The 20,907-nt window shown below is 32.0% G+C and carries 29 protein-coding genes and 2 tRNA genes; 17 read left to right on the top strand and 14 right to left on the bottom strand.

Features of this window, described 5'->3' with window-relative positions; genetic code table 4:
* Positions 1–326 precede the first annotated feature (326 nt).
* Complete coding sequence (locus GvMRE_RS07015; RefSeq protein WP_147409873.1) at positions 327–1,412, top strand: phage DNA encapsidation protein; 1,086 nt, start codon at positions 327–329, stop codon at positions 1,410–1,412.
* An 88-nt stretch (positions 1,413–1,500) separates the two neighbouring features.
* On the opposite strand, the gene GvMRE_RS07010 is transcribed toward GvMRE_RS07015, so the two are convergent.
* Positions 1,501–2,256: a toprim domain-containing protein gene (locus GvMRE_RS07010; protein WP_147409872.1), complete on the bottom strand. Its 756-nt coding sequence runs from the start codon at positions 2,254–2,256 to the stop codon at positions 1,501–1,503.
* 161 nt (positions 2,257–2,417) lie between these two features.
* Here GvMRE_RS07010 and GvMRE_RS07005 point away from each other — a divergent pair, with 161 nt between their 5' ends.
* Positions 2,418–2,654: a hypothetical protein gene (locus GvMRE_RS07005; RefSeq protein WP_147409871.1), complete on the top strand. Its 237-nt coding sequence runs from the start codon at positions 2,418–2,420 to the stop codon at positions 2,652–2,654.
* The gene (locus tag GvMRE_RS07000; protein ID WP_147409870.1) at positions 2,654–3,004 is read left to right on the top strand and encodes a type II toxin-antitoxin system PemK/MazF family toxin; all 351 of its coding nucleotides are present in this window, start codon (positions 2,654–2,656) and stop codon (positions 3,002–3,004) included. The genes GvMRE_RS07005 and GvMRE_RS07000 overlap by 1 nt, the downstream gene beginning before the upstream one ends.
* 561 nt (positions 3,005–3,565) lie before the next feature.
* Here the strand turns inward: GvMRE_RS07000 and GvMRE_RS06995 are convergent.
* The 10 genes from GvMRE_RS06995 to GvMRE_RS06950 form a co-directional block, all read right to left on the bottom strand.
* A complete protein-coding gene (locus tag GvMRE_RS06995) occupies positions 3,566–4,081 on the bottom strand; it encodes a hypothetical protein (RefSeq protein ID WP_216361606.1) in 516 nt (171 codons plus the stop codon).
* Positions 4,082–4,386: 305 nt separating this feature from the next.
* Entirely contained in the window at positions 4,387–4,812 is a 426-nt protein-coding gene (locus GvMRE_RS06990) for a hypothetical protein (protein ID WP_147409868.1), read from the bottom strand.
* A gap of 2 nt (positions 4,813–4,814) precedes the next feature.
* Positions 4,815–5,012, bottom strand: coding sequence for a hypothetical protein (locus tag GvMRE_RS06985; protein WP_147409867.1), 198 nt, complete (start codon positions 5,010–5,012; stop codon positions 4,815–4,817).
* Entirely contained in the window at positions 5,005–5,331 is a 327-nt protein-coding gene (locus GvMRE_RS06980) for a hypothetical protein (RefSeq protein WP_147410512.1), read from the bottom strand. The genes GvMRE_RS06985 and GvMRE_RS06980 overlap by 8 nt, the downstream gene beginning before the upstream one ends.
* A complete protein-coding gene (locus GvMRE_RS06975; protein ID WP_147410511.1) occupies positions 5,324–6,205 on the bottom strand; it encodes a tyrosine-type recombinase/integrase in 882 nt (293 codons plus the stop codon). The genes GvMRE_RS06980 and GvMRE_RS06975 overlap by 8 nt, the downstream gene beginning before the upstream one ends.
* A 1-nt stretch (position 6,206) precedes the next feature.
* On the bottom strand, positions 6,207–6,392 hold the full coding sequence (locus tag GvMRE_RS06970; RefSeq protein ID WP_147410510.1) for a hypothetical protein: 186 nt from the start codon (positions 6,390–6,392) through the stop codon (positions 6,207–6,209).
* Positions 6,385–6,720, bottom strand: a complete 336-nt coding sequence (locus GvMRE_RS06965; protein ID WP_147410509.1) for a hypothetical protein — start codon at positions 6,718–6,720, stop codon at positions 6,385–6,387. Before GvMRE_RS06965 ends, GvMRE_RS06970 begins: the two co-directional genes overlap by 8 nt.
* 148 nt (positions 6,721–6,868) lie before the next feature.
* Positions 6,869–7,063 (bottom strand): hypothetical protein, encoded by a 195-nt coding sequence (locus GvMRE_RS06960; protein WP_147410508.1) that lies wholly within the window; start codon positions 7,061–7,063, stop codon positions 6,869–6,871.
* Positions 7,056–7,379 carry a hypothetical protein gene (locus tag GvMRE_RS06955; protein WP_147410507.1) on the bottom strand — a complete coding sequence of 108 codons (324 nt, stop codon included), beginning with the start codon at positions 7,377–7,379 and terminating at the stop codon, positions 7,056–7,058. The genes GvMRE_RS06960 and GvMRE_RS06955 overlap by 8 nt, the downstream gene beginning before the upstream one ends.
* Position 7,380: 1 nt before the next feature.
* Positions 7,381–8,028 (bottom strand): hypothetical protein, encoded by a 648-nt coding sequence (locus GvMRE_RS06950; RefSeq protein WP_147410506.1) that lies wholly within the window; start codon positions 8,026–8,028, stop codon positions 7,381–7,383.
* A gap of 295 nt (positions 8,029–8,323) precedes the next feature.
* Here GvMRE_RS06950 and GvMRE_RS06945 point away from each other — a divergent pair, with 295 nt between their 5' ends.
* The 14 genes from GvMRE_RS06945 (at position 8,324) to GvMRE_RS06880 (ending at position 18,423) form a co-directional block, all read left to right on the top strand.
* A complete protein-coding gene (locus GvMRE_RS06945; RefSeq protein WP_147410505.1) occupies positions 8,324–8,710 on the top strand; it encodes an MGMT family protein in 387 nt (128 codons plus the stop codon).
* The gene (gene prmC / locus GvMRE_RS06940; RefSeq protein ID WP_147410504.1) at positions 8,694–9,614 is read left to right on the top strand and encodes a peptide chain release factor N(5)-glutamine methyltransferase; all 921 of its coding nucleotides are present in this window, start codon (positions 8,694–8,696) and stop codon (positions 9,612–9,614) included. Before GvMRE_RS06945 ends, prmC begins: the two co-directional genes overlap by 17 nt.
* Positions 9,605–9,681: transfer RNA gene (locus GvMRE_RS06935), tRNA-Phe, on the top strand. The genes prmC and GvMRE_RS06935 overlap by 10 nt, the downstream gene beginning before the upstream one ends.
* Positions 9,682–9,717: 36 nt before the next feature.
* Positions 9,718–10,209 carry a hypothetical protein gene (locus tag GvMRE_RS06930; protein WP_147410503.1) on the top strand — a complete coding sequence of 164 codons (492 nt, stop codon included), beginning with the start codon at positions 9,718–9,720 and terminating at the stop codon, positions 10,207–10,209.
* Between the two features lie 16 nt (positions 10,210–10,225).
* Positions 10,226–10,299, top strand: a tRNA-Gly gene (locus tag GvMRE_RS06925).
* A 416-nt stretch (positions 10,300–10,715) separates the two neighbouring features.
* Positions 10,716–13,070: an adenosylcobalamin-dependent ribonucleoside-diphosphate reductase gene (locus GvMRE_RS06920; protein ID WP_147410502.1), complete on the top strand. Its 2,355-nt coding sequence runs from the start codon at positions 10,716–10,718 to the stop codon at positions 13,068–13,070.
* Between the two features lie 592 nt (positions 13,071–13,662).
* The gene (locus GvMRE_RS06915) at positions 13,663–13,848 is read left to right on the top strand and encodes an uS14 family ribosomal protein (protein WP_147410501.1); all 186 of its coding nucleotides are present in this window, start codon (positions 13,663–13,665) and stop codon (positions 13,846–13,848) included.
* Positions 13,842–14,243 (top strand): uS8 family ribosomal protein, encoded by a 402-nt coding sequence (locus tag GvMRE_RS06910; protein ID WP_147410500.1) that lies wholly within the window; start codon positions 13,842–13,844, stop codon positions 14,241–14,243. Before GvMRE_RS06915 ends, GvMRE_RS06910 begins: the two co-directional genes overlap by 7 nt.
* Positions 14,244–14,245: 2 nt before the next feature.
* On the top strand, positions 14,246–14,803 hold the full coding sequence (gene rplF / locus GvMRE_RS06905; RefSeq protein ID WP_147410499.1) for a 50S ribosomal protein L6: 558 nt from the start codon (positions 14,246–14,248) through the stop codon (positions 14,801–14,803).
* A gap of 55 nt (positions 14,804–14,858) precedes the next feature.
* A complete protein-coding gene (locus GvMRE_RS06900; protein WP_147410498.1) occupies positions 14,859–15,287 on the top strand; it encodes a 50S ribosomal protein L18 in 429 nt (142 codons plus the stop codon).
* Positions 15,288–15,293: 6 nt separating this feature from the next.
* Positions 15,294–15,857 carry an uS5 family small ribosomal subunit protein gene (locus tag GvMRE_RS06895; protein ID WP_147410497.1) on the top strand — a complete coding sequence of 188 codons (564 nt, stop codon included), beginning with the start codon at positions 15,294–15,296 and terminating at the stop codon, positions 15,855–15,857.
* A 2-nt stretch (positions 15,858–15,859) separates the two neighbouring features.
* Positions 15,860–16,264 carry a 50S ribosomal protein L15 gene (gene rplO / locus GvMRE_RS06890; protein ID WP_147410496.1) on the top strand — a complete coding sequence of 135 codons (405 nt, stop codon included), beginning with the start codon at positions 15,860–15,862 and terminating at the stop codon, positions 16,262–16,264.
* A gap of 2 nt (positions 16,265–16,266) precedes the next feature.
* A complete protein-coding gene (locus GvMRE_RS06885; protein WP_147410495.1) occupies positions 16,267–17,697 on the top strand; it encodes a hypothetical protein in 1,431 nt (476 codons plus the stop codon).
* Positions 17,698–17,727: 30 nt separating this feature from the next.
* Positions 17,728–18,423 carry a hypothetical protein gene (locus tag GvMRE_RS06880; RefSeq protein WP_147410494.1) on the top strand — a complete coding sequence of 232 codons (696 nt, stop codon included), beginning with the start codon at positions 17,728–17,730 and terminating at the stop codon, positions 18,421–18,423.
* Between the two features lie 39 nt (positions 18,424–18,462).
* Here the strand turns inward: GvMRE_RS06880 and GvMRE_RS06875 are convergent, their stop codons facing one another.
* From GvMRE_RS06875 to GvMRE_RS06865, 3 genes are read right to left on the bottom strand one after another with little or no spacing between them, the layout of a single operon-like run.
* Positions 18,463–19,398, bottom strand: coding sequence for a P63C domain-containing protein (locus tag GvMRE_RS06875; protein ID WP_216361631.1), 936 nt, complete (start codon positions 19,396–19,398; stop codon positions 18,463–18,465).
* A gap of 2 nt (positions 19,399–19,400) precedes the next feature.
* A complete protein-coding gene (locus tag GvMRE_RS06870; RefSeq protein WP_147410493.1) occupies positions 19,401–20,366 on the bottom strand; it encodes an IS1595 family transposase in 966 nt (321 codons plus the stop codon).
* A gap of 4 nt (positions 20,367–20,370) precedes the next feature.
* Positions 20,371–20,892, bottom strand: a complete 522-nt coding sequence (locus GvMRE_RS06865; protein ID WP_147410492.1) for a hypothetical protein — start codon at positions 20,890–20,892, stop codon at positions 20,371–20,373.
* Positions 20,893–20,907: the final 15 nt, after the last annotated feature.

The following is a 20,907-nucleotide window of genomic DNA, read 5'->3' as shown; positions in this document are numbered from 1 at the left end:
AGAGAGAGAGAGAGAGAGAGAGAGAGAGAGGAATTTATTGGATAAAAATAAACCAAGGAGTTAATTTATGAGTAAGTTAAATTGTTTAAAATGTAGCAAGTGATTTGATGAAGAAAACTTAATTATCATCCCAAAAGGAAGTTATTGTGAGGATTGTTATTATGAGAGCATTGGGTAAGGTTTTTGTTCTTAGCGTTCCAGTTAGAAAACACCTCTCTAAGTCTCGTGTTTTACAAGACCTAGCAGGCTTAACAAATAAACATGACACGATAAGGTATATAAGCAAAAACAGCATTGAAAGAGAACAAAATCTCTTATAAAAGACTATGAATAAACAAGATAAAAGATATCAAAGATTACAACCCGTCTTTAATCATCTAGCTAAAACTAAAATAATTATCTGAGGTAGAGCATCAGGCAAATCCTACTCTACTAAATACCGAGCCTTAACTGAAATAGAAAACCAACAAAAAGAATTCATCTGATTACGGAGACAGTTTGATAGTATTAGAACAGGTTCCCTAGAAAGCTGAAAAAGAGTAATTGCTAATTATTGCTTAGATAACAAAGTTCCAGAAAAAGATATTGAATTAGTTTGAGATGCTATCACCCGAGGAGTGAAATATAAAAACACCATGAAATGTTTTATGGTTGAACTATTCTCTTCTTATAAGAGTAGAGAAAACTACACCCAAACCATCTCTGAAATAATCTTTGATGAAGCCATAATTAATCCCAAAACTGGAGAAAGTTATTTAGATGATGAAGAGGGAAAAATAAAAGAGTTAATTGGCTCAGCATGAAGAGATAGAAGCCAACCAGCACCCAAATTAACTTATATTGCTAATCCTTATGAGAGATTTCGTCCTTTTATGGCTAGTTTTTTGCCAGTCATTCGTAAACAACTAACTACCTTAAAGAAAAGAGTATTTTCTAATGAAGTGGTAAACTTGGAAAATGAACAAGGAGAATTATTATCACTCTATAAACCCACTTCTTGCCAAAAAGAAAATGAGTGTAAATGTATAGATGAAAATTGTGTAGAAGTTTGGAATGGTTTTTTTGCCAAAGAAGAAGATTTAAAGATTACCGAGTTTATCAATGGTTCTATTCCTAAGTATGTTTTTATGAATTGTATTCTTTACCAAGCCAAGAAAGGTTTTTTATTCTTTTGCCATAAAGAAAATAAAGAAATCAGCAATAAAGAAGAAATCAAAAATATCCCTGAATGATATGTCAATAATGAAGGGAGATTAAAAAGTAAGCAAGTTTATAAAGTTCCTGTGGAGGAAGATTGTTTGAAAGAGGATTTACTGTATTGGTGAGAAAGTGGTAAGTTATTTTTCTGTGCTGATGGGAGCAGAGAGGTGATAATGGAGTTTATGGAAAAGGGTAAAATTACTAAAAGATAATTTACCAAGTTCTTTTTTAGGAACAGAAAAAGCTCACTTGTAGGTTCTTTAAATATCTCTATGAAAGGAAATAAATAACTAAAAAGCTTTATTTATCTTCTTTCTTTTTTCTCATTACTAATCAAATCACTAGACCAATAATTCCTGCTAAAATTATTCCACTGCCAATAATTCAAGGTCAGTAGTTTTTTTTTGATTGAATTTGGTTTAATTCTGTCAAACTAACAGACTTTTTACCTTGACTTTGTAAGTAAGATTTAATTTGTTTTAATTCTTTACTATTAGCTGAAATAGTTTTAGTTTGATTGTCATTATAAGTGATTAATAAGTCATCACCATTAAGTTCAATAGATTTAATTTTGTTGTCTTTTAAATACTGCTTGATTTCGTTTTGTTCGAAGTTTCTTTGATTTTCCCTTTCTCTATTTAAAGAACAATCACATCAAGCATTAGCTTCTTGAAAAATTTTTTTAGATATTTTTCTCTGCTTTTCACCAGCTTCAACTGAAAGATTGTGATATTTAACATCAGCTACCTTTCGACAACCTTCACACTCTTCAACAGTAAAATGAATGTTTTTATATTTAGCTTCAACATTTTTACTTCCACAGGAACTACAAAATTCATCTTCGGAAACATGACTAATAACCCCACAATTTAAACATTTTTGCTGACCTTCTTTAATTTCCTTTTCAACTTTATTTTTTATTTTTGGGTCATTGCTAACTCAATCTCAAATACCATTGCCATCTCTTTGGCATAATCTAAAATGTTCATTATTAACACATAAAGAACATCAGTCTTTGCCGATTTCCTCTTTAGTTTTTTTATTGACAATTTTCATAATGCCTATTGGACACTCTGTTTTGTTACATTTTGGACAAGGTCGGAAATTATTCTCTCTCTCTCTCTCTCTCTCTCTCTCTCTATGTTGTCATCATTATCATTTTTGTTCATATAATAATAATTTTAGTATACAATCACTAAACCATAAAATTAATCATTATGAAAGAAATAATTATCATCAAAGAAAATATTCCTAAAATCAAACAAATATTAGACCAAAAACACTGTCCTTATGAAATCCACTACCAAGAAAACCAAACTGAAATTACTGACCAAGAACTAGAAACAGCTTATCGAGAAGCTTGAAGTAATCCTCAACGAATGGCTGAATTTAAAAAATGAGAAGAGTTAGCTTTGGATAGTTGAAAGAAAAGAGAAAATAAAGAAAATAAGTAATGGCTCAATTAGTCTTTCGACGTGGTGATATCCATTGAGTAGAATTTCCTAAAAAAGAATTAGGGAAAGAAATTCACACTATTCAAGAAGAACATCCAGCAATCATTATCTCTAATGATAAGCAAAATCAATTCAGTTCGGTAATCACTGTCTTGCCGATTACTTCCCAATTAGATAAGGCTTATCCTTTTGAAGTTCTTATCCAATTAAAAAAACCTAGTAAAATTCTTATTGACCAGATTACTACTATTGATAAAGTATATGTCAAAAGGAGAATTACTTCTTTAACCGAAAAAGAACTTATGACTGTAGAAAAGTGTTTACATCTTACTTTGGCTTTGAAGGGTTAGTTTTTGTTCTCTGATACTTCTTTCTCATTTCCCTCTTTCTTTTCTTCTTAGGAACTCTATTAATATTACGCTTCGTAAGGTAAACCTTACTATGCTTATTATAAAGAACTCACTCTTATAAAAAGAAAATTAAATAAAAGAAAAAGGAGAAAATGGCTGACCTAAAAAGATTTTTATTTATTTTATAAATAAGTGTCATTAGTCTAGTTCAGTATACAGCACAGTATACAATCAATAACAAAATTATTCTCTCCCTGTATCTTTCCAGCAAGATTTTAAACTATTCTACTCTTGGTAAAATCTTGCCTAACTAATCATAATGGGGTGAAGTCTTTTTCGTTAATCCAGTTGGTTGAGGTGAGTCAAGTTCCTGGTAATCATCCCTTCACTAAGCCTGCTTACTTTTAATTAGTCTTTGGTTTTCCTCATCTGTTGGATTGCCAAAGAACTAACGGCATTACCTTAGTTATTCAAGGAATTCCCTGCTAAAAATAGATGGCTTGTTATTCTAAGAATAACGGGAATTGGTGGGAGTTTTTGGGTTTAGCCCAATTTCTCCCATTAGTTAGTAAATGGTCATTCTCTTTTCTTAAACTTCACTCAATAAATTCAGAAGATTAGTAAAGCATCTTTTTCATGGTCATTAAGTTCTCTATCTTTAAAATATCATACTCCTTTGGGTCTTCCTGTTTTACCTTGAATTTGCTTAAAAGATAATCCAGCAATCTTTCTCTCCTTAGCCTCTGCTTTTCACCTGTTCATATACTGATTACTGATGGGAACAAATTCAATTCCTAACTCTTGACTTATCCATTCAATTATTCCTGTTAACTTAATCAAGTCTAAAAAATGATAATTATGTCTTGATTTTTCCCATAAAGAAGAGACTTCACAGACAATTAAGTTAACTTGCTCTTTTTTGGCTAATTCTTGAATGTTTTTAGCTTGGTTTAGATAGTTTTTGTCCGTGTAGCTAATGATTTTTCAGTTAGTTCAGTTCTCAAAGAGAAATATGCCTGTTGTAGAGGTGCCACTAGGGTCTAATGCTAGTATTTTCATAGGTTTATTGTTTTTCATGTTGTTTATTTGGGGATTTTCTGCCCTCTCCCTTTCTCCTTATAATTCTTGGTTGTAGTTTCTTTAATGGGACTTCTTGTTTTCTTTTTAGCATGGGTTAATTTAAAACCACTATTTAAATTTGAAACTAGAATTTTAGTCAAAGACTAGAAATTCGTTAAGCAAATTTATTAGGTGATTTCTTCTTAATCCCCATTAAAAGAAGTCCAAGAAGCAAGAAAAAGAAAATTGCCAGAGTAAAGCGAGAAAGGTGAAGGGTCGGAAGTTAGTTGGTTTTTTTGTTTTTTACGAAGTAAAGATTTTTATTAAGGTGGTTGTTGGGTTCGGATGATTTTATTTTGTCCTTGGTAGATGGTTCAGTGTTTTACTAGACAGACATAATTATTGAGGGCTATTTGTTTTTCACTACAAAAAGCATAGTCGGTTTCTTTAATTCCTTTCTGGATACAAGAATAGCAGTAGGGTTTCTTAGCTGTATAATAATCAGTTCAGAGTTTAATTGTCTCAACCTCACTTTTGGGTTGGGACATTTCTTTTTCTGTCTCAACCTTTTCTTTTGCCTCAACCTGTCTCAACCCAATATTTTCTAATTTGGTTGTCTCAACCCGTTCAGGTGTCTCAACCTCCACTTGTCCTAACCTACTCAATCGACGTCTTTTGCTTCTTTGTTGATTTAACTTGGCTTTGTTGGCTTCATAATAAGCCTTTAATTGTTCTTTGCTGTATGGCATAACTAATAACTTACTTGGCAACTAGGACAAATACTATTTCCTTGCCTCACCTCCTTTAATTCTCCTTTTCATTTTCTAAACTTTTTATATTTGGTTAGCTTTCGTCCACAGCCACACTTAAACTCTTTGAGAGGTAATCAGTAATATTTATTTCAATAAAGATATTTAGTTCCTTTAATAGTTCGGTATTGTTTAAGCATGTTTCTTACCTCACCTTCCGTTAATTTTCTCTACCTGGTCTTTGTCTTCAAAAGTGAAGATTAGGGGACGTTGCTTAGGTAAATATTTTCGATAATAAATAGCAGGTTCAGGATTTAAAAAGTCATTTCCCTCTAAACTTTCTTTCTTAGCAAAGATTTTTATTTGCTTTTCATAGAGAGTGAAAGATATTCAACCATTATCTAACTGAAAGCCTTGACTGCCAAAGCTTCCTTGAAATTCTTCAATTATTTCATATCAATATTCTCCTTTCTGATAAGCAAGAGTGTTATTTAGGTAGTCAAATTTAAATTTAAGCATACTGACCTCCTACTCTCCTGCTTATCTCGGTCAATAATTCTTTCGTAGAATAATCTTTTAAGGATTTACTAAAATGCCTCGGACTTTCTTCAAATATTCTACTATAATCCTGATAAAGTGTTTCATGGTCATTATGAATATAACCCATGGTAGTATCTGAACTACTATGACCTAATTGTTTTTGGATTGTTTCTAATCTTCCACCTTTATTATAAAGATTAGTAGCTAAACTTCTCCTGAATGTATGAGGAGTAATATTCTTAATAATTCCTGCTTTCTCTACCTTTCTTTTAATCATTATTCTAATTCAAGTTTCGGTGAATTTCTTATTACGGGAAGTTAAGAAAAGATAATCTTTTGAATAAGGTTGAAAATATTTAATTAGAAAATTGGGTAAGAATACATAACGGACTTTATTACCTTTTCCGTGAATTCTTAAAGAATTTTCTTGTCAGTGGTGGTGTTGGATATTGGTCAATTCTTTTACTCTTAAACCTGAATAAAAGAGAAAGTCTAATATGAGATTGTTTCTTTGGTATTGTCATTCGTGCTTTTCAAAACGAATTGCTTTGAGTTTTTGGAGTTCTTTCTCGTTGATGGTAGTGTAGAATTTCTTTTGCACAGTAGGAATAACTCGACAAATTTTCTTTCATTCTATCTCTTTTTTTTGAAATTTAGCATAACTAGCTAAAGCAATTTTTTGATTTCTTAAAGTAGAAGGTTCATATTTTTTTTGATTTGCTTGGAGAAATTGGATGATTTGTCCAGTGGTTAGTTGGTTGTCATATTGCTTAATAGTTCAAGTATAATTACGGATAGTTTCAAGGGAAATATGCTGATTTTGTAGTCAGAGTTGGTATGGAGTTAGGTTCATGTTATTTCTTTGTCTCCTGTTCCTTGACACAAGAACTTGGGGAATTATTCTTTAATTCCTCTTTTCTTTCTAATTCTTCTCTACAGTCGCTACAAACTCATTGTTTAGCAATATTTACGGAACCTAATTTAAGAATATGTTGAAATTCAGCTTTATTTTGGCAATTAGGAGTTTGACATTTAGTCATGGCTTACCTCCTTGAGTTTCAATTCTTTCCAGTTCACTAATCGATAAAGTCCTTTATAATTATGGCAAAAAAAGAGGTATCTTTTGTCGTAATAATTGCTTTCTTCTAAGTCTTTTCAGATTTTTTCACTAACTAGGGAATTTTTGAAGACAAATATTTTGTTTACTTGGGGTTTATTTTCACAAATAATTTCTAACTTATAAAAAAATTCATCTAATCTTTGACTTCTTTCTTGGGCTTTTTGTTTAGCTTTTTGGCTAGGTTTTTTTGTTCTTTTTTCTTGGATAGTGCCAATGAGTTCGTAGAGGTATTGTTGTCTTTTAGCCATTAATTTTCTCTCCTTTCACAAGATGGACAGAGGTTTTTAAATATCCTTTTGAGGGGCTTTTCTCTTTTACACTTTCAGCAATCTTTATTAAAGAGCCAGTAAGTTAAGCAAAATAAACCGAGAGTGTTGAGGATAGTTAGGGTAAGGATTAACATGTTGACCTCCTTTTTTGTTTGATTTCCTTTAAGAGTTGGTGAATTAATCTCCGATATCTTTTGTAATTAATTCTTTTGAATTTGGTTGTGGGATTGATGATTTCTAACTTAATTACTTCGATTTTTGGTTTTTTAATTATTGGCTTAGGTCTAAATCAGTTGGTTAGTTTGGTTCAAAGGTTATTCATGGTGAACCTCCTTGGCTTCGGGCATTTCTTTGAGTTCTTCTGTGTAGTCGTCAGGTTCTAAATCAGGACAATTATAATAATCATTAATTGTTTCACTGGTGATTAGTTTATGAGTGATATCTCTAATGTTTACTCCTAATCAGTGTCAATTTTTTTTGAGGGGTTTAAATTCTATGTCATTGGAGATGTCCCATCAAAAGGAGAAGTTATCCTCTTTGAGGTCTTGTTCTGTGAAGGGTTGACTACATTGGGAACAATCTAACTCCCTTAGGTAGTTATGGATATTTATGTCTCGGTAGTTGGTGGAGGATCCCATGTTAATTACCTCCCTCCTTATTTTGGTAAACTTTAATTCTTCTTTCAGTGTCTTCTAATTCAGAGGCCATTCTTTCTAAGTAACTTTCCGGGGTGAAATTAGTGTGTTTTAATAACTCTTGCTGATAGTTGGCATACCGAGCATTTTTGGTTAAAAGATAAGCTTGGAGGTATTGGGAGCCAAGTTTGCTTATTTTCTCTAATTTCTCTAAGGCTCTATTTTTACTAAAAAGAAAGTCAGTTTTTTGTTGCCATTCTTGTTTTTGTTCAAGGGTGAAAGAAAGGAGGGGTTGAATTTGTTTACGGAGAGATTGGATGGTTAATTCTGGTGGACCAGTGATTATTTTAAAATCTGAACAGGTAAAAGATGGTCTGCTGTCGTTACTTTTGGCTCACTGTCCTTTTAATTCTGCTTGGCTTCCCTTCTTGATATCTGGTTTTGCTTGTTTTTTTCAAATGACAGGTATTTCTTGTTCTTGATTAGGAAACTTGAAAAAGCCGTAATAGAAAGGTTCGGTTTTGGTTTCTCTGGTTTCTATACGGGAGGTTAGAATTCCTTGAATTATTTGTTGGTCTTTAAAGCCATCAACTGGGCTGTTTTTAATTGTATTTTGTTTTTGGGCAGGTCTTGCCATTTCTACGGTTTTCATAGCTTCTTTGGATTATAGACCAAGTGCTAAATTATGATTAGAGAGTTATGTTTTCATTAAATAAAATAATTAGTACAACAACGAAATAAGAATTGAGAAAAGAAGTTAAATCTTTTTCATACTAAAGAACACTATTCTCAGTATTCAATTTTTTTGGGTCTTGGTTTTGTTCGAGTTTAGGCTAGGAATTCTTGATTAACTAAGGTAATTAAAGTTTTTGTGTAATTTTACGCGTTTTTTTGTCAAAAAGAAAGGATTTTTCGAATTTGATTCTCTTTAAAAAAATATAGATATAATGCCAAAATTGATAATTGCTAATCTTTCGCAAAAGGTTTATAATTTATGTTCGCAAATACCTAAGGGTCGGGTTTCTACTTATAAACTAATTGCTATTGCCTTAAGTGGCAGTGCTTCTTATGCCCGAACAATTGGCAAAATTTTAAGCAAATGTGAATGCGAATCAAAGTTAAATTCTTTGGATTCTCTTTGCGAACGTGTTCACTGCTATCGTGTTATAAATTCTAATTTCTCGCTTGGCGGCTTTACTCCTAATGGAGGAAAAAGCAATGGAAAAGAGATAAAGAGAAAAAAACTAGCCAGTGAGAGGGTGTTTTTTGACAAACAAGACTATTTACTAAGAAATTTGCGAAAGAAAGTTATTTTTAATGACTTTCATGAATAAAAAATTTTCTGAAAAAAGCAAAAGATATTCTTACAATGATTGTTGAAATTATGCTTTTCAGAGAAAAAAAATTTCAGTTGAAGCCAAAAGACAAAAAGAAATTATTAGCATTTGCCAAACTATTCCTGCCGAATTTTGGTTAAACTTCTCTAATAAAATTTTAACTTCAACTAATTATCGCCAAATTTGTCAAAAAATTCAACAGTACCAAAAAAATACCTCGCTGGCTTACTTAAATAAAGAAACTTATTTTTATAATTTACCTTTTAAAATTGAAAAAGGAGTGTTTATTCCCCAAAAAGATACGGAAATACTGCTCGAAAAAACTGTTGAATTAATTAACCAGTATTGAAAAAAATCAAAAAGGATAAAAATATTGGATATTGGCACTGGTTGTGGCAATTTAGCAATTTGTTTAGCCAAAATTAGCCCTCAGTGGCAAATAACTGCTATCGATATCAGCAAAAAAGCCTTAAAAGTGGCACAGAAAAATGTTCAATTGCACCAAGCAAAGAATGTTAAAATAAAAAAAAGCAACTTATTCCACGAACTAGTTAAAAATAAAAAAACTGTTAACCAGCAGCAAACCGAAAGGTATAATATAATTATTACCAATCCTCCTTATATTAGTGAAAGGGAATATAAAAAACTTCATTTTTCCACCAAACAACAACCAAAAAAAGCCCTGGTGGCCAAAAATGATGGTTATTGATTTTATGAAAAAATTATCCAGCAAGTTCAGCAACACTTAACTAAAAAATTTCTCCTAATCATGGAAGTTGGCCATCAACAAAAAGAAAAAGTTTTAAAAATTTTAATAAGAAAACTTCCCCAAGCAAAAGTAAAGGTTTTTCTTGATTTAGCCGGTAAAGAAAGAGTGATTGCGGCTTACAAGGTTTGGTAGCTCAGTCGGTAAGAGCGTCTGACTGAAGATCAGAAGGTCGGCAGTTCAATTCTGCCCCAAACCACCATAAAAAAATACAAAAAGTTGTATAAAATATATGTATATGAACAAATCGATAGGTATAAATGAATTAATAGAAAGAACGATTAAAAGCGTAAAAGAGAAAGATAAAGAATTAAGTAAACAGTTGCCAGGGGCTTGAAAAAGTTTTGTGGCTTCGGGAAAAGTTCTCGTGAAAGTAATTGAAGAGCATTTTTTTTTAGTTATCAAGGATGCTTTAAATAAGGGTGAAGAAGTAGCGATTAAAAACTTTTTTACTATCAGCCGACAAACAACGAAATCAAAAGGTAGCAAACGTTGTGATAAACACGAAAGAGAAATTGAAGGTTTTCGTCGTACAAACAAAGGCAAGGGTATCCAGGCTTACGCCAAATCAGAAGTATTTAAAAAAATAGTTAGAGACACTAGAAATTGCAGTAGTTGTAAAGCAAAAAAACAACAAATAGCAAAGTTAGCCAAACCAACTACTAGGGTAACTTTTAAAACCAGCAAAAATTTCTGAACTGTTAGCAAAACAGTTCGGAAAGGAAAATAAAGGCAAAATCGCCTTTGTGGATGTAGTTAAATGGTAGAATTGCAGACTTCCATTCTGCAGATGGGGGTTCGATTCCCCTCATCCACTCCATTTTTTGCTAATTAATTATGCGTTGTGAAGCAGAGCCTTTTCGCCTTTCTTTACACTAATAACTATTTTTTTTCAGATAACTCTTTAATTTTTTCTTGAAATTCTTCCTCATTTTCTCTGTCTAGGGAGTTATCAACTTCATCTAGCAGAAATATTAAGGATTTTATTTGAAGAAAGTAAATTTCAAATTGTTCTAAAAAAAAGATTAGTAAAAAAAGGGATATAAGTGGCTAGCAAGAAGCAACCTAACAAGGGAAATCAAAAATTTTTTCAGAGTTTAATTTTTGGTTGGTGATTAGTGTGCTTTTTGCTTTTATTATTTGCTCTTTTGGGAGGTAGGAACTCATTGGATAACTTATTTTTTTGATGGGAAATTATTTTGCTGATATTCATGAGTTAGTTATAAAAATTTTTATATGAACCACGAAAATAGAGCCTATCCTGAAACCTATATAAACCGCCTAAATAGCTTGATTGATAGTCGTTTTAGCCATCTTTGCTCTATTCAAAAAAACTTTCGTTTGTCTTTACAAGGAATATCCCGCTTAGTCATGCTGGACCGCTACTCCCAAAAAGATAAAGAGTTGAAATCTCTTCAGATAGGAGATGTAGTTCTCACTACCATTAAATATGACCCAAAATTTCCCAGTAAAGGAATTGGCAAAATAGTTGATAAATTTACTGATAATAGTATTGTTTTTTGAGTTATTGAAATCGAAGCAGAATTTGAAAATAATATTGACCCTAATCTCTTATACCAAAAAAATGGACCAAGACAAATAATTAAACAGACTTTTGAAATTGAAAAGCCACTGGAACTATTTTGAGAACAAATTGCTTGGAGGGTAGGTAATGCTATTGCTAAACCAGAGGAAAATAATGATTTAAAGGCTAAATATAGTTCTGAATTTGAAAAACAAATTAGAGAATTTAAGATTATTCCAGCGGGAAGAATACTTTATGGAGCCGGAAGTGGAAGCAATGTCACTTTCTTTAACTGCTATGTTATGCCTTATATCAAGGACTCAATCAAAGGAATTATTGGCGAACACGAGGCCCAAGTAGCCGAAATTATGAGAAGAGGCGGAGGAGTAGGAAGCAATGGCAGCACTTTAAGACCCAAAGGTTTCTTTGCTAAAAATGTTCAAGGAAAATCAAGCGGAGCAATTTCGTGACTAAACCATCTTTCTTCACTAACTAATTTAATCGAACAAGGCGGCTCTCGTCGAGGTGCCCAAATGATTATGTTAGCTGATTGACACCCTGACATTGTTGAATTCGTAGTTTCCAAAATCCAAAACCCCGATGTTTTACTTTTGTTATTGAAAAACACTAAGGATGAACTAATTAAAAGAGAAATTAATAATAAATTAGAAAAGAAGGGAGAAAGTTACCACGTTCGAGACCCTGACTTTTTAACCGGAGCAAATATTTCGATTTGTATTTCAGATAAGTTTATGGAAGCAGTGAAAAATGACCAAGAATGAGATTTAGTTTTTCCTGACTTAGACAACTATTCTGAAAAAGAACAAGAAATATATGACCAAGAATGACACCAAATAGGAGACGCTTATGAATGGGAAAGAAAAAATAAATTACCAATAAAAAAATGCTACACCATTAGAGCCCAAGAATTATGAAACTTAATTATTTCTTGTGCTACTTATTCTGCTGAACCAGGAATATTTTTCCTCGACCGAGCAAACTATTTTACTAATGCTCGGGGGTATAATCAGAAAGTGGTGGCTACTAATCCATGTGGTGAACAACCTTTGCCACCTTATTCAGTTTGTAATTTAAGTGCTATTAATTTAGTCTCTTTTGTAAATAAAGAAAATTCCGAAATTTTGTGGAATGAATTAAAAGAAACAGTAAAGATTTGCATCAGATTTCAGGATAATGTAATAGATACTACCTACTACTTTTTAAAAGAAAATACCGAGCAAGCCAAAGGAGAAAGGAGAATTGGCATGGGAGTAATGGGACTTCATGACTTTTTAATTTATGCCGGTTATAAATATGGTTCATCGGAAGCCAATTTAATTGTGGACAAGTTATTCGAAACTATTTGTTTAACTGCTTATGAAACCTCCATAGAACTTGCCAAAGAAAAAGGTCCTTTTCCTTTCCTTATCGATAAAGATGTTTTTGTAGAAAATTCGGGATTTATCCAAACTTTACCAATAGACATTCAAGATAAAATCAAAAAGCATGGTTTGCGCAATTCTCATTTATTGACCGTTGCTCCGACGGGCAGCACGGGGACTCTTGTAGGCGTTTCCACGGGTTTAGAACCTTATTTTGCTTTTTCTCATTACCGTTCGGGAAGGTTAGGAAAATGAATTAAAGTGGATTATCCAATAGTTAATGAATGGTTAAAATACCATCCAGAATATAATTCGGATAAATTACCAAATATCTTTGTTTCGACTATGGAGTTAACTCCTGAAGAACACGTTAACACTCAATGTATTATTCAACGTTGGATAGATAGTTCAATTTCTAAAACTGTTAACGCCCCAAAAGGTTATAGCATTGAACAGGTAAAAGAAATCTACAAAATGTTGTATGAAAAAGGAGCCAAAGGCGGAACCGTTTATGTAGATGGCAGTCGGGATTTTCAAGTGCTTAGTTTAGAGAAAAATGATAATTGCTTTGAAGACTTAAAAAATGAAGATAAATGTCATACTTGTGGAGAAGGAAAATTGGTTTTGGCTAATGGCTGCTATACTTGCAATAACTGTCAACTTCAAGATAAATGTGATATTTAAAGCCACAATGTTTTGTGTTGCTTTTTATCCTTCCATATTAAGAATTATAATAAGCAAAAAACAGACAAAAACCAATAACGAATTAGGCAACAATTCTGACTACTTATATAACATAATAAAAACTAATATGAAGCCAAAAATTGTGATATGTCACCAAAAGATTATCTAATAATGTAATATGAATAACGAAGAGAAAAAACCTGTTAATGAAAGAATAAATGTCGGTTGAGAGAAATTTAAACTTATTGTTCCTTATGTTATTTCTTTGCTTTTTTCCCTTGAAAAATAAAAAGATTATGTTTTTTGGTTTGGCTTTCTTTATACTTTTTTCAGTGTTTTTATTGTTAACTTCTAGTAAATTTGTAGGATTAGTTTTTTATGTTTATTATTTGCCGGTTTATTTTGTGTTTTTTGTTTTTTATTTATATTTGCTAGATAAAGAGAGAAAATAAAACTAACTATGCAAAATACTAGATTTTTATTAGTTTTGTTTTTTTTTACCACTTTTGCTAATTTTCTTAATTGGTTGGTTTTTTGTTTATTGAAAATTTTTTCAAAGGCAAGAAGCAAAAAAATGTATTAAAAATATATTATGGCTACAGAAGCACAAATTCAAAAAGCAAAAAAGACACCAAAGTTTAAGACAAGGAAACGTAATCGTTGTTTTGAGTGTGGCAGAGCTAGAGATTTTCGTCGCAAATTTCGTCTTTGTGGGCGTGATGTTCGTCGCTGAGTTTGCAATGGTTGAATACCAGGCTTTGCAAAAATTTCTTGGTAGATAAAATTATGTTGACTGACCCTATTGCTGATATGTTTACTTGTTTACGAAATGCTAACTTGCGACAAAAACGTGCTGTTAGTTTTCCCTATTCCCGCTTTAAACTAGACATTTGTAAAAAATTAGAAGAAAATAATTATTTAACAGAGCATTGAGTAGATGAAAATAAAAGAATAATTAAAGTAAAAATTAAATATTTCAATAAAGATAGTTTGCTTCACGAAGTTAAAAGAATTTCTAAGCCTTCTCAACAAATTTATCTAAGTTTATCCCAAGTTAAAAAAAAATGCTTAGGGAGAAGAACTTATTTAATTTCCACTTCTCAAGGTTTACTAACTCACCACGAAGCCTTGGTTAAAAAAATTGGAGGAGAATTAATTGGTTTTATTAGTTAATTATGACAATTGTTAATCGTATTTTAGTTATTCCTGAAAATGTTCAGGTGATTATTAAAGAAAAAGAGCAAAAAATTGAAGTTAGTGGTCCTCGAGGTAAATTGGAATTGAAAATTTTTTCGGAGGTCAAAATAGTTCAAGAAGAAAACAAAGTTTTCACTAAAAAAATAGACACAAAAAGAAGTTCAGTAGCAAAAAAGGCACAGGCCCTAACTGGGACTATGAATTCTTTAATTTACAATGCTTTAGAAGGAGTAAAAAATGGACACTCTGAACCATTGGTTATCAAAGGAACTGGCTACAAAGTGCTAGTAAAGGCAAAAAAATTAGAATTTTCCTTAGGCAAATCGCATACTGATAAATTAGTTATCCCTGAGGATTTAGAAGTAAATTGTCCTGATAATACGCAAATAATTGTTCAAGGAATAAACAAAGAAAAAGTCGGTCAGTTCGCAGCCCAAATGAGAAAACTCCGCCCTCATCGTCCTTATAAACTAAAAGGAATTTACTACAAAGAAGAAAAAGTTAAATTGAAAGCAGGAAAAACGCTTAACAAGTAAAAATTAATATTATGACTGCTTTAAATGATGGAGCCATCACCAAAGGAATTAAATTATGAAACTAATTGATAAACAGAGAAAAAGAAAACAAAGAAAATTTAGAAGTGGGCTAATAAAAGGAAACTTAACAAGGCTCCGAGTAGTGTTGTCTAAAACTAATCGTTATTTAATCGCTCAAGCAATTAATGATGAAAAAGGACACACACTGATTTACTGCAGCACTGCCGACTTAAACGAGAAAGCAAAAGAATCTCAATGTCGAAAAAGCAAGGAATGAGCGAAAAAATTAGGACAAGAAATGACCAATAAGTTAAAAGAGGAAAAAATAAAAAAAATTGTTTTTGACCGCAATGGTTATCCTTATATTACCAAAAAAATTTATACAAAAGATCTGGCTCGAGGAGACATTAAATTAGTTAAAGAAAGCAGCGGAAAAATCCATGCTTTTTGTGAAATAATGCGACAAGGAGGAATTGAATTTTAGAAAAATATGGATAATGAAAAAAATGATTTGGTTGGACAAATATCAAGGAGAAACAGGAACTATAAACAAAGGCAAAGAAGGGAACCAAAAGAACCCGTAGAGAAAATAATTTTGGCAGTCAATCCAGTTGATAAGGTAACCAAAGGAGGAAGACAACGAAGATTTACAGCCCTTGTTTTAGTAAAAAAAGAAAAAAGCGTTGCTTTTGGCTATGCCCGAGGCAAAGATGTATTTACTGCTATTAAGACAGCCACAGACAAGGCTGTTAAAGCCATTCACTTTACTGCTATTAAGACAGCCACAGACAAGGCTGTTAAAGCCATTCACTTTGCTGAAACACCACGCACCATTCCTTATGATTTTAAGGTAAAATTCTGTGCTACAAAAATTCTCTTTCGCCCTGCTCCGCCGGGAAGCGGAATTATTGCCGGTGGAGTAATTAACTCGATTTTCAAATACCTAGGAATCAAGGATGTGAGTGCTAAAATTATTAATTCTAATAATAAATTAAATGTGGTTAAATGCACCTTTAAAGCTCTTAATAAAATTGCGAAAAGGAGGAACAATTAATAATGAACACGAAAGAATATTTAATCAAAACCAAAACTAAAAACAAAAAAAATTGGCGAGGGAGCAAGACTCACGGGCGTGGCACCAAGGGACAAAAAGCCCGCAAAAGTGGTCGAGTGCGTCCGGGATTTGAAGGAGGTCAAACTCCTATTTATCGCCGTGTGCCCAAGCGAGGAGCTTTTTTTCACCCAAAAAAAGAACTTATTATCGTTAACCTTGCTCGTTTGGAAAAAGACCACAAAATTTTGCCTAATCAAACACTTGATTTTTCTCAAAGCAAAAAACCAGTAAAAATTTTGGGAACCGGGGAACTTACTAAGAACTTGATTATCCAAGCAGCAGCTTTTTCCCAAGTCGCACAAAAGAAAATTATCCAAGCCGGTGGTCAAGTCAAAATAGTTAAATAAACATGAAAAAGAAAATAAGCCAAAGAAAAAAAATTTTCTCCTTTACCTTTGTCAAAGCTTTACTTTGTACTCTCCTTGGCTTAACTTTTTATATTATTGGTAAGAAAGTAATTCCTTTTCCAGAAAAATGAATGGGAGCCACGGACCATCGTAGTTTGTTTTTTTTGGGAATTTCTATTCATTTAAGTGTTAGTTGAATTATTAGCATGTTTTTTATGTTCCTTGACCAAGAAAAATACGGGGAAAAAATTAAAAAATGAAGCGACCGCCTCAATAAAATTTTTACTTTTCTAGGCTTTGTTATTGTTGGCTTAACTAGTTATTGAAAATCAGTTAATGACAGTATGGGAAAGATTGCTTTATTAACTTTGATTTTACTGATAATTAATTGCCTAATTAATGCTTTAATACAATGAATGAACAAATACGGAGTTTGTAACGGATTTAGTTTGTTACTTTTTGTGGAATTCTTGCCCATTAAGTGAATTTCGGAAACTCTTTGACCGAGTTTACAAGGAAAAAGTGGTAATTGAGACAATGCTGGTTTGTGGCAACAGCCTTGATTTTGCATGCTCTTAATTTTAGCAATTACTATTTTTTTTATTTGAATTATTAATCTAAAATGAGAAGTGCCGGTTGAAAGCAATGCTAATCATTTTACTAATAACCCACTGGTAAAAAAACACCGTTCTAAGTTGGGCTTTCGGATGAGTTTTAGTTTTATGCATCTCTATCAACTAGCACAAATTTTAGGCTGATTTTTTATTGGAATTAAACTAACGGGAAAATGAGGAGGAGCAAATCACCCTGAGCCGAGCAGCAATCCTTTTGTAAGGATAGTTCAAAAATGGCAGTGAGTAAATAGTGATTATCGCAACCCCCAAAATTTAAGTCGCCAGTCGATAGTTTGAGAAGGAGGAAAAGAAGGTGCTGGCGAAAGTTTTTTTCTCTTAAACAATAAAAAAAGGTTATTTGGTAACTTATTTCAATGAATTGGAGGCTGAAAAGGAGTAATTGTTCTCGCTCTGTTATTATTAATTCTTTTTCGTTGGTTTGCTGTTTGACTTGGGATTCGTAAAATGAACCTAAAAACCAAAAAAATTAGTGATGAATTAAAAAAAAGAGGTGTTTATGTTAACCATCTTTCTTCTGGTAAATGAACCCGAGAATTATTAAAAAAAATAGTTAATCGCTTGGTTTTCTTTTGGTTTTGTATAATTTTACTTTTCAATATTGTTTTTGACCAAATTTTTGCTAATTTAGAAAAAAAAGAAGTATATAATGTAAGAGAAGCAGGCAAAGTAATTCCCGGGGCTTCCGAACAGCCTGGCCAATTTTTCCCCCGCTTTTTAGATTGGTTTGGTAGTGTTGGTATCGGCATTGACCTCTACCGACAAATCAGAACTAAATACAAATATAGTCAGAGAAATTAGAGAGAAAAGATTAAAAATTAAATAAACCATATGACTGAAAAGCAATCATTATTAGCCAGAAAAAAAAGCAAAATTGTTTTACTGTTAATTAATCCAATATTCAATTATATTACTTGAAAAGAAGAGCCAAAAATTTATTATTATTCTCTCCATAACCTTATTGTTGACCGCAAGGAAAAATTAATGGCTTGAAAAGAGCAGAAAAGTAATGATTTAATTTCCTTAATGGAAAAAATAAATAATTTAGCAATTTCTAGCAATGAAAAACTTAGAAAAATTTTAGAAATCCAAGAAAGCAAACTTATCTTCATTAACTATCCACGGAGCAAAGAAGACTTACAAGAATTAGAAAAATGAATACGTTTTGCCGACCAAAATCCACCAACTTTACTTTTGGTTCATTTTACTGAAAAAACGAAAGAAATTTTTGCTGAACTAAAAAATACAAGTATTATTTGTCCCCTCTGTGAAAGATCTTGAAAAAAAGAACTAACCATTAAAGCGGGAACTTTTCTTTGTCCTGCTGATGAAATATCTTTTTCCCAAAACGAAATAGAAAAGTTTAACGAACACCTGTTCACTGACCACACAAAAAAAAACATTGAAATAATTGAATATGGCAAAAAAAATAAATACAAAATACTTCAACGAGAATTATCACTCCCGACTGATTTTGAATCCGAAATTCTCCAAAAATCTTTGCAAGAGCAAATCAATAAAATTTAGGCAATAATATACAATTTTACACTAAACAATTTAAAAAAGTTATTTTATTTCTCTCTTTCTTCTAATTGGTGGAGTGCTTAACAAAACTTTTAGCATTTGGTCAAAATCCGTTTCTTGCTCTTTGCTGTCCATTGCTTCTAAATCAATAAAAGGTAAGTCTCTTTCAGGATGATATTTTTCCTTCATTAGCCTTGTAAATTTGTTTCAGCTTTTTGAAATTGAAGCCAGTGTTTCTACTGAATAAATTGTCTTTTTCAAATTTTCTTTACCAGTTGGAGTTAATGATTGATTTAGTCGATTGTAAACATTTTCTTCTTTTTTAGAGGCTTTTACTTTTAATTCATCTGAAATAAATGAGTTCTCTGGCATATTTTTATAAATCAATTCATTAGTTGACCAACCAATAAATCTAGGTCTTTTTTTTATGTTTTCAGCCGTAAAAGGTATATTTCAAAGTCTAAATATTTCCTTATAAAAATCAGTTTGAAAAGTTTTTTGTCATTTCAAGATTTCATCAGAAACAAATGTCTTCAATATTGTTTGTAATTCGGTTTTTTCTCTTTCGTGTTGGTAACCTGTGGCTTCATCAATTAAAGCGATAATTCCTACTTTGGCGAATGCTCTGACTAACATTTCACACTGTTCAGCAATTATCTTTTCTCTGTCTGTTGATAGTTTACCTTGCTTTCTTGCTTCTAAAAAAGCATCACATATATCTAACAATATAGTTGCTTCATAGCCGTTAATTTTCCTTTCCCCATCATAACAAATAATTGGGTCAAAATGGATGGAGACTTTGCCTTTATAAATAAGAGGTTTAAGTGATTTTTGCTTTCCGTTTTTATCGACCATTTTTAAAGCATTTTTCATATCTTGGCTTGACAAAACCCTAGTTCCATCTTCTAAAACAAAACAAGATAAATTAATTCCTGCTAGATTTATTTCACCCTTTTGTTTTATTCGATTTTTACTCATATTTAACTGATTAATTCCCTATAAGTCATTTTTTTTCCTATGGTAGATAAAAGTGCTAAATCAAATCTTTCTTGTTCACTGTAATCTCTAGTGTTATAGCGAAAAGTAAACTCTTTTACATAACTTTGTGAGTGTTTTCTGCTTATATAGTGATAAGTGCCGTAGGTCATTCTTTTTAAGTGAGACCAAGCATTTTCTATCCTGTTAGTAGTAGCTTCGCCATTCACATACTGTTTAGCACGGTGGTTAACTATTTTATGATTGTATCATTTACCTAAATTCTTATAAGCCAACCACTCATCAGACGAGACATTGCTTCCCTCTTTGATATTGGCTCTAACTATTGGTTCAAGAGTTCTTTTTCTAGTATTAGGAACTACTTGGCAAATTAGGTTGCCATCTAGTTCAATTGCTCCCCAAACTGGGATTTTATCTTTTCAGTTTCTGCCCTGGGTTTTAGGAGCTTTTTTGTCTCAATGTCTGTTTGAATTTGAGCCACCGATGAATGTTTCATCAACTTCTGTCGAACCTTTTAGAACAGTTTTATAAGCAGGACAATCAAAAGCACGGCGTAAACGATGTAATAAAAATCAAGCCGACTTTTGGGTGATTCCAATGTCTCTTACTAATTGGTGCGAGGAAACTCCCTTTTTACCAGATGAAAGTTTAGATAAAGCTCAAAATCATTTTCATAGTGGCAGTTTAGTATTATCAAATATTGTTCCAGTTTTGACAGTGAAATATTGGTTAGTATTCTTACATTTGTATTTTCCATCTTTACATTTATAAACTTTGGAAGTTGGGTCAAAAGGAGAGATTATAATTCCTCTCCAAATAATCCTTTCTAAATGTTTGATACACTTTTTTTCGGTTGGAAAGGCTTTTTGTAGGTCGGCTACGCTTTTGTATTTAACTGTTTTTCGTAAACTTTGACGAAGTTCATTTAGATAACGAGACTCGTGCTTCATAAAGTTAGGTAGTTTTGTCAACTTTCTTATTTTTCATTGCTAATCAAACAACTAAACCAATAACTATTCCTCCTCCGACTACTATTCCGCCAATAATCAAAGGCAAATTTGATTTTTTAGGATTATTCCTAGTTTGCGAAGAGCTAATTAAAGAGTTTAATTTTTGCTGTAATTGTTGAGTAGTAGTCAAGGAACTTTGAAGATTGTTGATTGGACTGTTAAGATTGCTAATGGCGGTTTGTTTTTGTTGCGAAGTTAGTTGAGGATTAGCATTAGTCTTTTGAACTATATTTTGCTGTAAATTCTGGGCTACTTTGCTAATTACACTTTGGAGATTATTAAGTACCTGCTGTTGTTCCTGAACTAATTGTGGGTCAGGTTGTCCTTGAAAATTAGGACAATCATAAAGCTCATGGTATTTTAAATGGCTTCAAGTATAAGTTTTATTACAGTGTGGACAGGTCGTCGAAGTTTGATTTTGATTATTTCCTGTGATATGATTAACTACCGAAGCATGAGATTTCATAACAGGGCTATTGTT

This window comes from endosymbiont GvMRE of Glomus versiforme (assembly GCF_003546845.1).
Note: the sequence above shows the minus strand (reverse complement) of the source record. Positions and strands in the feature narration are given on the sequence as shown.